We start from the raw sequence: 12,805 nt of genomic DNA on the forward strand, positions 1-12,805 counted from the left end.
GGACGGTGACAGCCATACTGCGCATTCGTTAGGAAAAATACTGCATATCTTCGGCTATCCCTGCATGATGGCGGTACTGCCTGGGGGACATCCCTTTTCGCTGACGAAACACCCTCTCAAAATGCCCTAACGTATTGAAGCCGGAGGCGTAACAAATTTCGGTGACGGGCAGCGAGGAAACCCGAAGCAGCGATTCGGCAAATTGCATTCTGACATTTTGCAGGTAACGCTGAAAAGACTGTCCCACGGACTTCGAGAAACACTCGCTGAAATACGTAGCCGAGTATTGGGCCTGTGCGGCCGCATCTTCCAATCTCAAATCTTCCCGGAAGTGGTGGTGAATGTAGATCAAGGCCCTTTGCAGGTTTACGTTGAGCTGCCGATTCCCGGTCCCGTTCGTGGGCAAAGCGCAGTTTGCGGTACTGCCCCGATTCAGATCCACCAACAGCCGCTGAAGCGTAGCCCGAATCGCGATCTCGCTGCCTTCGCGCGAAGCTCCGGTTTCTTCCCTCATCCGTTCATAATCGGCGAATATCTGCCGGTGCTGCATCTCCTCGAGCTGTGCATGCAGCACCAGCTTGCCTCCGAACAACCAGTGATACAGGTTATCGTCCATCATGGCCTCGGTAAAAATGACATTGTATATTTCAAGAGGCTTGTCTTCCACGGACACCAGCTCATGGAAGTCGGCCGGCGTCAGCAGGAAGAGGGTTCCGGAAGACAGCGGATACGCGGAGCCGTTGAGCCTATGCTCCCCTTCTCCCCCAACTACATAACTCAGCTCGTAAAATTCATGCCAATGCAGCGGAATCGTCCCCGGATGAATGCCGTGAAATACTTGAACAGGCGCGCGAGGCTGCAATCGGTAATCCTCATTGGTTAGCCTGGGAGGCTGTTTGGTTTCCACTTGTGACGCTCCTTTTCGCTATTCAATTCACTAAAATCTCACGCCGGAGACGGTCAGGTCGGTACAGGCTAGAGCTCTCCCCGAGCCATGTTCTGCCGGTGCGATTCGGCCAGCCGAGCAAAGTACCGAATGGCAAAATCCCTGAACAGCACCGCCGTCTGCATAAGGTATCGGTCCTTGGGCCAAGACAAGGAAATCGAGCGCTTGCACCAGCTTTCTTCGAGCCTCAGTTGGACGACATCGGGCCCGGTTGATCCGCCCCATGTCACGACCGGCAGGAAGGCGACGCCCTGACCCGCTCGAATGAGACCGCGGACGGTGGCGGGGTCGTCGCTCTCGAATCGGATACGGGGGGTAAAGCCAGCAAGACGGCAGAACGCATCGGTCGTTTCGCGCAGCGATTTGCCCGGAGGCAGCGTAATGAAGCTCTCTTCCTTAAGCTCCTGCAAGCTGACCCGATCTCGATCCGCAAGCGGATGGTCGGCGGGTACCGCAACCACGATCTCCTCTTCGAGCAAGCACACCGAGGTCGTTCCCTTCGGCGGCTCTGCGCCATCGGACAGGCATAAATCGAAGCTCGGCATCCCTACGGATGACAAAACATGCTGCTGCAATTGGAACTCGGCATTCGGGCATTCTTTGCGAAAATCGGCCAATAGATCCGGCAGCAAATGCGAGGAGACGCGCACATCGAGCGTGATGGCGGCGGAGGTGCTGCCGCTGGCATCCTGCAGCTGCAGCTTTCCGTCCTCCAGCGCCTGCAGCGCAATATCCACTTGATGGAGAAACAGCTTGCCATGCTCGTTCAGACGTATGGATTTGCGTTCCCGCTCGAACAGCTTGGTTCCCAGCTCGGTTTCTAGCGATGCGATCATTTTGCTTAATGCCGGCTGCGATATATGAAGGCTATGGGCTGCTTTCGTCATGTGCTGCATTCGGGCAGCAGTCTGAAAATACTTTAATTGCAACAGTTCCATCTCATTCCAACTTTCTTTGATACATAACTCATCAGTTATCATTTATATAATCTAATATATATTAGGGCTTATCATAGAAACAAGATATAATAATCTCATCTTGTAAGGATAGGAGACGGTCAACTTGATCGTGCAAACATTATCAGGCACAGTGGAAGGCGCCGATTTAAACGGCGTGCATGTATTCCGGGGCATCCCCTATGCTGCCGCACCTGTAGGCAATCGCAGATTCAAGCCTCCGGCCCCTCCGCTCGCTTGGACGGGCGTAAGGCCGTGCAAGCAATTCGGGCCGATCGCCCCCCAGCAGCATCAGCCGAACGGGAACGTGCCCGGGCTTGCACAGTCCGAGGATTGCCTAAACTTAAATGTGTGGACAACGGGCGTCAATGAGAAATTAAAACCGGTCATGGTTTATATCCATGGCGGCGGGTTCGTGTCGGGGAACGGAGCGGAGTGCGATGGATCCCGTTACGCAGCAGAGGATGGGATCGTCTACGTATCGATCAATTATCGGCTGGGTGCGTTAGGTTTTTTGTATTTGGGAGACCTGCTCGGCAACGAGTATGAAACCTCCGGAAACCATGGCATGCTTGATATCGCGGCTGCCCTCCGGTGGGTTCGGTTGAATATTACCGCTTTTGGCGGCGACCCGTCGCGGGTAACCGTCATCGGCAATTCTGCCGGGGCCAAATGTACCGCCACCCTCTACGTGATGGAAGCGGCACAGGGCTTATTTCACCGGGCCATTGCCCAAAGCGGCGCAACGCAGTCGATACGGGATTGCCAAACCGCCAATGTCACGACTCTTAGGCTGCTTGAAGAGCTGGGGTTACCGCAAGCACAGGCGCATCAGCTGCTTGAACTTCCTGCCGAGAGAATCATCGAAGCGCAGTCGGCGATCGGCTCCGACACCTCGCGCAGCCTGCATATGTTCGGCCCGGTTGCCGACGGCCATGTCATTCCGTTGGATCCACTGGCGAGTCTGGCGGGGAACGCCGGCCTCCCGCCGCTGCTGATCGGCACGAATGAGAATGAAGCGGCTATTTTTATCCATAACGATCCGGCGCTTCAGTCCCCGGCTTTCGAGACGCTCGAACGTTTCTTCGGCGAGAATGCCGCTGTGGCGTGGAATGCTTATGCTTGTTATGAGCAATCGATGGCATCGGGTGAAGCGTGGAGCAAAACATTGACCGAACATCTCTATACGATCGGAGCGATGCAGTTTGCAGAAGCCGTGGCATCGTCAGGAACTCCTGTATGGATGTATCGGCTCCAATGCGGCGGCTCGCTCGGCGCGATACACGGGTATGAAGGCAGTCTCATCGGCGCAGCATTCAACCGAAATGTGATGCCCGCTGAATGGCACTCCAATGAGGATCCCTATTCCGTAGCCGCCGAGAGCTATGCGCTGGCACGCGCCATGCGGGAAGCATGGGTCGCATTCGTACAAAGCGGAGAGCCGAATATTCGTGCGTTGCCGGCTTGGCCCGTCTATGGGAGCGGGCACCCTACCATGGTACTGGACCAAAACAGCTGCATTCGAGAGGACCTGCCGGTTCCCGCCGGAATCGGCGTGCCCCATCAGGTTTGGAGGATGGCCTGATGTTGTTGATCCAGATCGCCCTCGTTATGGTGCTGCTCGGACTACTCCTCGGTTTCGTGGGCGCAGGCGGATCGGGTTTTATCATCTCCATCCTGACGGTTGTATTCGGTTATCCCATCCATACCGCGCTGGGTACCGCACTGGCGGCGATGTTCTTCTCGTCGCTTTCCGGTTCGGTCAGCCATTATCGGGAAGGGAATATGGTGCTGAGAACGGGTGCCGTCGTCGGCTTAGCCGGTGCGGCGGGGGCGTGGGTCAGCTCAGGCTGGTCCTCGCTGATTCCCGAGGATCAACTGGGCTTTATGACATCCGGGATGCTCTTCGCCTCCGGACTGGCCTTATGGTTCAGGATGATGTACGTCTCACGGCGGTCCAAGGCTTCCGAGGTCTCGGCTCCACCGGTTGTCCAGGGTTTCCGATACTGGCTGCAGGCGCTGCTCATCGGACTGATCACCGGTGCCTTATCGGGTTTGTTCGGAATCGGCTCCACTCCGTTCATCCAGATCGGGCTCATGCTTGTCCTCGGCATGTCGATGTGCTTTGCCGCCGGCACGACCATGCTGGTCATCATGCCGATTGCGCTGGCCGGAGGCGCCGGATACTTCTCGATCGGATACCTGGATGTTCAACTGCTCGCCGCCGTTGTGGTCGGGACGATGTCCGGCTCGTACGTCGGAGCAAAATTTACGAAGCGCGTACCCGTTGTCTGGCTGAAAACCTGCATGGTCCTTACCCCGATGATCGGCGCTGCCATATTGCTGCTGTAAGGGCTGTTCGAACAGCTTCTAGTTATTTAATAAAATACGGAAACAACAAAAAACCTTCCAATGATCGTCATTCGATCATTGGAAGGTTTTCGCTTTTTGAATGTTAGAATCGAGTCATAATTCGCAAGCGATGGCTTTTATCTATTTACGAACGACGGTATAGCCTTTATCCTCAAGCAGCTTCACGATGCCATGCTCACCCAGATAGTGGGCTGCGCCAACCACGATGAAGTACTCTTCTTTTTTGCCGTTCTTCAGGTATCCGTCGATTTTCTCGGCCATGCCGATGTTGCGGTCAATCAGCATCGCTTTGTTGTATTCCTCATCAACGGCCATGCTGTTGGTGAACTCCAGCAGCGCCTCATCATTACCCGTCTTCCACATTTCAGCCAATTGCTCCACACCGTCATCCAGCACGTCGAAATTATCCAAGGCGATGTTGAGATTCTTTTCTTGCAGCTCTTTGGAGAAGCCATTAAACATGCCGAGCTGCAATTCATAGGATTCTAGCTCGATTACCGGAATTTTGCGCTCGATCGCTTTCTGGACGAAATACAGATCGATTCCAGCAGCGGCTTCGTAGCCAGCCTTCACCGCTTTCAAGCTGCTGATCGTGGTTTCCACTACCCATGGCTTGAATGCATCCAAGGCATTCGGCTTCATGCCGCTCTCCGTCAAGATTTTGCCTAGCTTGGCGTACGTCTCGCCGGACACATGATCCTTGAGCGCTGTTCCATCCTTATACATGCCCATATCCATGATCAGCTGCTGCTGCGCTTCGTCAGCGGCTTTGCTGACATCAACCTCGACGCCGAGATAATCTGCTTCGGCGAAGGCTTCCTCAAATTCCGGACGCAGCGGGTAGAAGCTGTCATCCGCGATATGCATGGAGCCCACCAGATACACAGTATTCCCATTGCTCTCTACTTCCCACATAAACCCGCGGCCGCCGGTCTGTGCGGTTTCCGTCGCCTTGGAAACCAGCAGAACGGTACGGGTTGCTGCATTCCATTTGACCTCATAGCCGGCTGCGTCCCCGACAACCCGAATGGGCGCATAGGTTACGCCATTGATTCGTTTCAGTTTGCCTTTCAGGGTAATGGTCTTACCGTCCACCACCGCAGTAATGGTGTCATCTGCAGCTCCCGTCAGCTTCACGTCCAAAGCCTGGAGCGTGCTTCTAAGCGGAACAAGCGTCGTGCCTTTTTCTATAACCGGTGTGCCAAGCGAATATTCGACAACTTGGTTATTCACTTTCACAGCCGGCTGCTGCGGCGCTGCCATGGCAGGCACTGACGTGGCGAGCAATCCCGCCGAAATCGTGAGAGACAAGAGCATGCGTTTCCAATTTTTCATGTATGTAAGCTCCTTTATGTTGGTGTGGTCTTATGCGGCAAAGAATAACCGTGCTGTACTCTACTTATTTTATGGGGGTATGTCCGCCATACCGATGTCGGTATGGCGCCCCCCTTAACTCTACTTTTTGTTCCGGCAGCCCTAACACTACTTCCACTGCTTTACATCTTATAAGCCTTCATTGCTTTTCTGAGCTCTTTGAACGTAGGGCGTTTACCGTACATCAGGACACCGGTGCGATAGATTTTCGCAGCCAGCCAGCCGAAGACGAGAATGGCCGCGATCAGGATCGCCAGCGAGAGAAGAATCTCCCATACGGTAATGTCGCCTAGTCCGATCCGTACCAGAATCGTGGTCGGCGAGATGAACGGAATGTACGAGGACACCTTCATCAGCATCGAGTTTGGAGCGCTCAGGCTAAAAATCGCGATATAGAACGCCACCAGCGACAGCATCGTAATCGGCATGACCGCCTGCCCTAAATCCTCGGTACGGCTGACGATCGAACCAATGGCCGCATATAGCATTGCATACAAGAAATAGCCAAGGATGTAGAAGATTAAACCGAACACCAGCAGCATCGGGTCAATCGCGCTCAGGTCGAGATTCATGTCCTTCAATGTATCCAGGTTGTGCGGAAGCATCAGGTTCACGGCGGCCACGATGCCGAATGCGGCGATCTGCGACAGACCCAACAGGAACATGCCGATGACCTTGCCAAACATTTGGCTCAGCGGAGATACGCTTGTAATCAAGATCTCCATAATACGGGAGCTCTTCTCTGTCGTCACTTCGGAGGCGATCATGTTCCCCGTACCCATCAAGGTGAAGAAGAACAGAATAATCAGAGCGTACACCACAATGTAGTTAATAACCTCGGAAGCCCCTTCCTTCTCATCCGAAGCCCCGTCTGGATTGCCAGACGGATTCGTGCTTATGCTGCGTGCGTCAATCTGAACCGGCATATTCAGTTCATTGATCTGGGCATCGGACAAATTGAGTCCTTCTACGATGCTGCGCGTCTTCGCCACCTGCAGCGCTGCTTGCAGATTGGATTGCAGTTCCGGGCTCATGGCCTCGTCTTCGGAGCTGTAGACCACGGTTGGGAACGTATTGCCATCTTGTGCTTCAAATTTCAAATAGCCTTCGATTACGCCGTCTTTAATGTCTTGATTCAGGGCAGCTTCATCTGCCGTTTCGTATTTGACGAATTCGTAGGAATTGGCCGGTAAGCTGCTCCAAGTGGTCTCCAATTGTTCGGCAAGCGTTTGTTCTTGTCCATATACCAGCCCGATGCGGGTGGTCTCGTCGGATCCCGCCTTATCCCCCGTAAACATTTGGATCAGAAAAGGAAGATTGATCCCGATCGTAATAATGAGTGCAAATATCAAGGTAGAAACGAGAAACGACTTCGTTCTTACTTTATTCATGAACGTAAATCGGATAACGGTCCACATATTATTCATTGGATTCACCTACCGCCTTTATGAAGATTTGATTGAGTGTCGGTTCCTTCACTTCAAACCGATGGATCGTGCTTTGCGACATGGCCATATTTAAAATGTTCTGCGCTGCATCAACCTGACTGATTCGGATGGAGTAACCGTCCTCTGTCCGCTCCACCGCCGTTACGCCAGGCAGGGCTTCAAGACCCCGAACTTCACCGGACGTACCGAGCACCACCTCTTCACGAGGATACTTGGATTTGATATCCTTCAAATTCCCTTTTACCACCGTATTGGAGCGATGGAGAATCGTAATGTTTTTGCACAGTTCCTCAACGTGTTCCATCCGGTGAGTGGAGAACAGAATGCTCGTTCCTTTGTCTCGGAGTTCTTTTACCGTTGATTTCAGAAGTTCGACGTTAACCGGATCCAGTCCGCTGAAGGCTTCGTCGAGAATGAGAATCTGCGGGTCATGGACAACCGCTGCGATAAAGCCCATTTTTTGCTGATTGCCCTTGGACAGCTCTTCGATCTTCTTGTCGTAATAGTCGGGAACTTCAAACCGTTCCAGCCAGTATTTCAAACTCTTATCCGCGTCTTTCGCGGACATGCCCCGCAGCTGAGCCAAGTAGGAAATTTGCTCGCTGACCTTCACTTTCGGGTATAACCCGCGCTCTTCCGGCAAGTAACCCATAATGTGACGCAGTTCCTTGTTGTACGGCTTTCCGTTGTACAGGATCGTTCCGTCATCCGGGTAGATCAGTCCAAGCACCATCCGCATGGTGGTTGTTTTGCCGGCGCCGTTCGCCCCGAGCAGCCCGTAGATTTCACCTTCCTCAACCTGAAGCGAAATCCGGTTTACTGCCGTTTTGTCTGCATAAATCTTAACTACATTGTCTAATTGCAATCGTTGCATCTCCTAAAAACCCCTCTCTATCCTAGTTCTGCACATTGGCAGGCATGTTTCCGTCAATCCATAATCGAAGCACTTCATCCAGCTCCAAGGAACGGGTCTGAATAAACGGGATGCCTGCAGACTGCAGGATCTTCTCCACTTCCAAGCATTCCGTCGTTATAAAAGATATCGTGCTCGCTGTCTCTTGCTTGAAGCTCAGAATACCCGGCAGCTCCTTTACAATGGAGGCATCTCCCTGAATCCAGCATTCCCTCCAGTTGTCCAGCAGCGAATCCTTCTCCACCATGCCGAGCATCTTCCCGTGATGGATGAGAATGACATAGTCCGCCAGACGCCGGATTTCATCCACCACATGGGTGGAGAGCACGATGGTCGTATCCATGGACTTCATCACTTTGTGCAGCTGATCGATCATCAGCTTCCAAGCGAATGGATCCAGGCCCGAGGAAGGTTCATCCAGCAGCAGGAACTTGGGCCTTGGCGCCAGCGCAGCGGCGATCTCGAACTTGCGGCGTTCCCCCTTGGACATCTTGCGCAGTTTGACGCCCCGCGGGACATCGAACCGGGATAAAAGCTCATCGAAAAAATAACCGTCCCAATCGTCATACCAGGATGCGCGGAAGCTGGCCGCTTCATCCACCGTCATATGCTGTTCTTCTATGCTTAGCTGTTCAGGAACGAAGCCCATCTGTTTACGGATCGAGACCGGAAGCTCTCCCCGGTAAGACTCGCCGAACCAGGTGATTTCGCCTTCGTCCGGAAACACGGTCTGCATCATCATGTTCAGCAGCGTGCTTTTTCCCGAGCCGTTAGGTCCCACCAGGGCAACGATATATCCTTGAGGAATCGATAATTGGATCGGGCCGATGGTTTTCGTTCTTCGCCGTTTAATGACATTACGAAACTCAATAACATGCGGTTCCATGGAATGTTAGCGACCTCCTTTGGCGTCATATTTTTCCCGGACAACTTCCATGAACATCTCTTTCATCTCATCTTCATTGAATTGAACGGCAAGCCCTTTATCTACGGCATCCCTTAATGCCTCAATGACCGCATCGCGTTTATATTGTTCTCGGGCTTGGTCGCCGACGCCGGCAACAAAGGTTCCCGTGCCTTGCCTCGTTCGCAGCAATCCTTCATTCTCAAGATCCTGATACACCCTGCGCACCGTAATGACGCTACACTTCAGATCTCCGGCAAATTCCCTAATGGATGGCAATAACGTTCCCTCCTCGATTTGACCGCTAATAATGAGCGAGCGCAGCTGTGTTTCAATCTGGTGATATAAAGGCTCTGCGCTATTTTCATTGATCTGTATCAGAAGTCGCACCTTTTACCACCTCGCTTTTCTTTTGTGCATAAGCCCGTGCCATTGCATACCGTACGGATTCATCTTTAGGTCCTTCATGATAAATCCCTGGTCTGCTGCCGCGTGTAGGTTAACTTGCTCATAAGCAGCATGGACGCCAATCCTACAATCAGCGAACCCCACATCACCGGAGATAACAGGCTCCATTTCATGGCGGCGTTCGCTGCGAATTCGAATATGCTGTAACCCAACAGGCTCAGTACAGCGATCAATCCCGAAAGGAGCAGACTCATAAGAACGGTATTCCTTAGATACACCTTGCCGCTGCACATATTTTCCCAGTAGATATAAGGTCCCGTTAATAAAAATCCAACCCCGACCCATGTCAGCATAAAGGCGATATAGCTTGGAATATCCATCACGCCTCTAAGGTGATTCCCGATAGCATAGATGATTCCGTAAAACACGATGCTGTTGATGGCAAAAGCGATCAGGGAATTAATGATCCGACTAACAAAAATCGCGGAAGCCGGCACCGGTATGCTCCGGTAGAAGTACAGCATTCGGGTGTATGAATCCTCGTTCAAATATTTGAAGGACTTCCGGTTAAATAAAAATCCTACAAAAGGAGCAAAAAGCACCATGATAAAATCGACAAACGGGTTATTGTATTCGTCTAGATGCTCGAACTGAACGTTTATGACGACGCTCGTGGCGAACCCCATATACAGCATGAACAGTATGTTCCATATGATTTGGAGCTTATCGCTTGCGAAGTCTTTCTTTACGATCTTCATCGCATTATGGATAACCTGTTGCAATGCGTCTCACCCTTTCATTCCTTCATGTATTCATTTCGTTTTATTATCGCAGTCTGATCTCACTGTGCTTAGTGTGATTACTGTGCTCACTGTGTATATCTTTATACACAGTATATAGTGTGCATATAAACAGTGTCAATAGAATTTGTAAAATTTTATGATTATCCTGATTTCAACAGCGACCGGAATGGATACACTCCCCCTCCTCTGCCCACACAATACACACCGGCTGAGATAACCATCGGGTGTTCACTTCCCTGCTGCGGCTCAATCAACAGCTTCCCTGCTCAAGGGAGTGCAGCCGTGGAGGAGACCTGGCGTTCGCCTTTGAAACCGGGAAACTCCCCTTTCATCTCATCCTAGTTTCCTGGTATCAACAGCGACCGGAATGGATACACTCCCCTCCAATTCCCTCACAATACACCCGGCTGTGATAACCATCGGGTGTTCCCTTCCCTGCTGCGGCTCTCTCAAGGACATCCCTGCACCAGGGGAGTGTAGCCGTGGAGGAGACCTGGCGTTCGCCTTTGAAACCGGGAAACCACCTCTTCATCTCATCCTAAGTTTCCTGGTTTCAACAGCGACCGGAACGGATACACTCCCCCATCTGCCCACACAATACACCCGGCTGTGATAACCATCGGGTGTTCCCTTCCCTGCTGCGGCTCTCTCAAGGACATCCCTGCACCAGGGGAGTGCAGCCGTGGAGGAGACCTGGCGTTCGCCTTTGAAACCGGGAAACAACCACTTCATCTCATCCCAGTTTCCTGGTTTCAACAGCGACCGGAACGGATACACTCCCCCTCCTCTGCCCACATTTGAGCCGCCAAAACAAAAAACACCCGCCAGATTTCTCTGACGGGTGTTCACCTCCAATTACATTCCAAATATGACTTTCCATACAGGCTGGGTATGCCCGCCCGGGTACAACAGGTACAACAAGGTATACACGGCTACGCCGGTGATGGCCGTAAAGAACCAGATGATCGACGTAACCTTGCCCCACTTGCGGTGCTTGGAGAACTTCTCCTTGAAGCCGAGGACCAGCGTCGTGATCCCGAACACAGCGGCTACGGTAGCCAGTACAATGTGGAAGATCAGGAATACCTGGTAATACGGCTTCAGGTCATCAGGTCCGCCCCATGACGTGTTGCCGATGAATACGGTGCGCGAGGAATAGATGATAAAGAAGATGACGGCTGCGATGGCCGCCCAGATCATCACTTTCTTGTGGGCCTCGCGCTTCCCTTTAATGATAAGTCCCCAGCCAATCGCCACCAGCACGGCGCTGATGACGATGAACGTTGTACTGACCGTGGGAAATATAAAAAACCAATCCATATGGATCCCCCTTCAATAATCCTGTTACGCCTGATTGAGTTTACCTGGAGGAATCTCGCCAGGCAAAGGATCGTCTTCCTGATTTTCTCGTTTGTACCAGTGAAAGAACACATAGGCCAGCATCGAGGCAAAAATGATTTCCTGGAAAAACTTCATGATGATCCCGCCCACTCGCTGGTCAATCGCGGGCTCCAGGTAGCCGAAGAACTCCGGCCCGCCGAACTGGCTGAGCAACGCGGAGGTATCGCCGGCAACGCAATAGCCCATCGCCTTCGCCCATACCACTGGATCGCTATAAGTTGCGTACATCGGTTCGCTTGAGAAAATAATGAGCCCGCATGCCGGTGTCAGCAAGACCATGTTCAGAAAGATGTATCCCATCTTCATAAGCCCTGACGACTTGTCCTTCTCCGGAATCGGTTTAATGATGGCCCACCACATCAGCAGCGAGGCGATAAACAGGATCAAGTAATACAGACGGTGCACCCAGAAGTTTAACATGACAAAGTCATGGATGACCGGGATGTGATAAAACGAAAACAAGCCGTTAAACAGAACCGCGGCAACAATCGGACGCGCAAGGAAACCGAGCTTCTTAAACGGATTGACCTTGTCGAAGGCGCGCCACATCCAAACAGGAATACCCAGAATCAAGAGCGGCACTGCCATTAGATAGGACATGGCCATACTGACCATATGAAACGAGAACATTGTATGCCCGAGCAGTTCAATAGGTCCACCTTGTGCGAGATAGAACGTTAGCATACCGCCTACAAACAGTGTTTTCCTTCCTGCGGAAACCGGAGCACTCCCTTCAAAGCGACTGCTTAGCGGCCCGGTCAACAGGAAGTAGCCTGCCGTAACGAGCAGCATAAATGCCAGGAACAAGGGACTCCATTTATCTGCAAAACTAAAATATTCTAAGCCCAGCATGCAAAAACCTCCCCTAAACGGGTTAAATTCTGTCGAAATTGTGACACCTTCCTACGACTTAAAAAAAGAGGGGGCTGAAGTAGCCCACCTCTTTTTCATTTTACCACCAAACCCAGAACAGTGCCATGACAATACAGGTACTAGCTACGAAGAAGCCGCCAATCATGAACAGGATTGGCATCAGATGCCCTTTGTCCTTCAAGTGCATCCAGTAACCCATTTGCACGAACACCTGCAACACAGCCATAACCAGCAAAAGGATGATCGTAAATGCTGTGTTGATGCCTCCGGCTGCGACAGCCGCAAAAGCAATCGCAGTCAAGACGATGGAGAAAATAAAGACGACAATGTGTTTCTCAGGACCTTCCACACGATGGCGGTGTTTCACAGTAGGCCCCTCATTGGATTGTTGATTCGCAGTCATTCC

13 protein-coding genes are annotated in these 12,805 nt (G+C 52.1%); 2 read left to right on the forward strand and 11 right to left on the reverse strand.

What is annotated here, in order from left to right:
- Positions 1 to 28: 28 nt before the first annotated feature.
- Together JNUCC32_RS21515 and JNUCC32_RS21520 are read right to left on the reverse strand one after the other, a co-directional pair.
- Positions 29 to 907, reverse strand: a complete 879-nt coding sequence (locus JNUCC32_RS21515; protein WP_012818925.1) for an AraC family transcriptional regulator — start codon at positions 905 to 907, stop codon at positions 29 to 31.
- 68 nt (positions 908 to 975) lie between these two features.
- Positions 976 to 1,884, reverse strand: coding sequence for a LysR family transcriptional regulator (locus JNUCC32_RS21520; protein WP_192569790.1), 909 nt, complete (start codon positions 1,882 to 1,884; stop codon positions 976 to 978).
- A gap of 130 nt (positions 1,885 to 2,014) precedes the next feature.
- Between JNUCC32_RS21520 and JNUCC32_RS21525 the strand changes: the two genes are divergently transcribed.
- Complete coding sequence (locus JNUCC32_RS21525) at positions 2,015 to 3,487, forward strand: carboxylesterase/lipase family protein (RefSeq protein ID WP_228469013.1); 1,473 nt, start codon at positions 2,015 to 2,017, stop codon at positions 3,485 to 3,487.
- Entirely contained in the window at positions 3,487 to 4,254 is a 768-nt protein-coding gene (locus JNUCC32_RS21530) for a sulfite exporter TauE/SafE family protein (RefSeq protein ID WP_192569792.1), read from the forward strand. Before JNUCC32_RS21525 ends, JNUCC32_RS21530 begins: the two co-directional genes overlap by 1 nt.
- 141 nt (positions 4,255 to 4,395) lie before the next feature.
- On the opposite strand, the gene JNUCC32_RS21535 is transcribed toward JNUCC32_RS21530, so the two are convergent.
- From JNUCC32_RS21535 to JNUCC32_RS21575, 9 genes are all read right to left on the reverse strand, one after another.
- The gene (locus JNUCC32_RS21535; RefSeq protein WP_192569793.1) at positions 4,396 to 5,610 is read right to left on the reverse strand and encodes a TraB/GumN family protein; all 1,215 of its coding nucleotides are present in this window, start codon (positions 5,608 to 5,610) and stop codon (positions 4,396 to 4,398) included.
- Between the two features lie 161 nt (positions 5,611 to 5,771).
- Positions 5,772 to 7,076 (reverse strand): ABC transporter permease, encoded by a 1,305-nt coding sequence (locus JNUCC32_RS21540; RefSeq protein ID WP_192569794.1) that lies wholly within the window; start codon positions 7,074 to 7,076, stop codon positions 5,772 to 5,774.
- Positions 7,069 to 7,971 carry an ABC transporter ATP-binding protein gene (locus JNUCC32_RS21545; RefSeq protein ID WP_192569795.1) on the reverse strand — a complete coding sequence of 301 codons (903 nt, stop codon included), beginning with the start codon at positions 7,969 to 7,971 and terminating at the stop codon, positions 7,069 to 7,071. The genes JNUCC32_RS21540 and JNUCC32_RS21545 overlap by 8 nt, the downstream gene beginning before the upstream one ends.
- Before the next feature lie 22 nt (positions 7,972 to 7,993).
- The gene (locus tag JNUCC32_RS21550; RefSeq protein ID WP_012818918.1) at positions 7,994 to 8,896 is read right to left on the reverse strand and encodes an ABC transporter ATP-binding protein; all 903 of its coding nucleotides are present in this window, start codon (positions 8,894 to 8,896) and stop codon (positions 7,994 to 7,996) included.
- Between the two features lie 6 nt (positions 8,897 to 8,902).
- Positions 8,903 to 9,304: a GntR family transcriptional regulator gene (locus tag JNUCC32_RS21555; protein ID WP_036664513.1), complete on the reverse strand. Its 402-nt coding sequence runs from the start codon at positions 9,302 to 9,304 to the stop codon at positions 8,903 to 8,905.
- 74 nt (positions 9,305 to 9,378) lie between these two features.
- Complete coding sequence (locus JNUCC32_RS21560) at positions 9,379 to 10,104, reverse strand: hypothetical protein (protein WP_192569796.1); 726 nt, start codon at positions 10,102 to 10,104, stop codon at positions 9,379 to 9,381.
- Positions 10,105 to 10,980: 876 nt separating this feature from the next.
- The gene (locus JNUCC32_RS21565; protein ID WP_096777089.1) at positions 10,981 to 11,445 is read right to left on the reverse strand and encodes a DUF420 domain-containing protein; all 465 of its coding nucleotides are present in this window, start codon (positions 11,443 to 11,445) and stop codon (positions 10,981 to 10,983) included.
- A gap of 24 nt (positions 11,446 to 11,469) precedes the next feature.
- Positions 11,470 to 12,378: a cytochrome c oxidase assembly factor CtaG gene (gene ctaG / locus JNUCC32_RS21570; protein ID WP_012818914.1), complete on the reverse strand. Its 909-nt coding sequence runs from the start codon at positions 12,376 to 12,378 to the stop codon at positions 11,470 to 11,472.
- Between the two features lie 100 nt (positions 12,379 to 12,478).
- Positions 12,479 to 12,802, reverse strand: a complete 324-nt coding sequence (locus tag JNUCC32_RS21575; protein ID WP_012818913.1) for a cytochrome C oxidase subunit IV family protein — start codon at positions 12,800 to 12,802, stop codon at positions 12,479 to 12,481.
- Between the last annotated feature and the right edge of the window lie 3 nt (positions 12,803 to 12,805).

The sequence above is a fragment of the Paenibacillus sp. JNUCC32 genome (assembly GCF_014863545.1).
Lineage (GTDB): Bacteria > Bacillota > Bacilli > Paenibacillales > Paenibacillaceae > Paenibacillus_AQ > Paenibacillus_AQ lautus_A.

Coding starts and splice junctions, on each gene's coding strand:
- JNUCC32_RS21520 (WP_192569790.1), bottom strand. CDS start 1,884: ATGGAACTGTTGCAATTAAAGTATTTTCAGACTGCTGCCCGAATGCAG.
- JNUCC32_RS21530 (WP_192569792.1), top strand. CDS start 3,487: ATGTTGTTGATCCAGATCGCCCTCGTTATGGTGCTGCTCGGACTACTC.
- JNUCC32_RS21535 (WP_192569793.1), bottom strand. CDS start 5,610: ATGAAAAATTGGAAACGCATGCTCTTGTCTCTCACGATTTCGGCGGGA.
- JNUCC32_RS21540 (WP_192569794.1), bottom strand. CDS start 7,076: ATGAATAATATGTGGACCGTTATCCGATTTACGTTCATGAATAAAGTA.
- JNUCC32_RS21545 (WP_192569795.1), bottom strand. CDS start 7,971: ATGCAACGATTGCAATTAGACAATGTAGTTAAGATTTATGCAGACAAA.
- JNUCC32_RS21550 (WP_012818918.1), bottom strand. CDS start 8,896: ATGGAACCGCATGTTATTGAGTTTCGTAATGTCATTAAACGGCGAAGA.
- JNUCC32_RS21565 (WP_096777089.1), bottom strand. CDS start 11,445: ATGGATTGGTTTTTTATATTTCCCACGGTCAGTACAACGTTCATCGTC.
- ctaG (WP_012818914.1), bottom strand. CDS start 12,378: ATGCTGGGCTTAGAATATTTTAGTTTTGCAGATAAATGGAGTCCCTTG.
- JNUCC32_RS21575 (WP_012818913.1), bottom strand. CDS start 12,802: ATGACTGCGAATCAACAATCCAATGAGGGGCCTACTGTGAAACACCGC.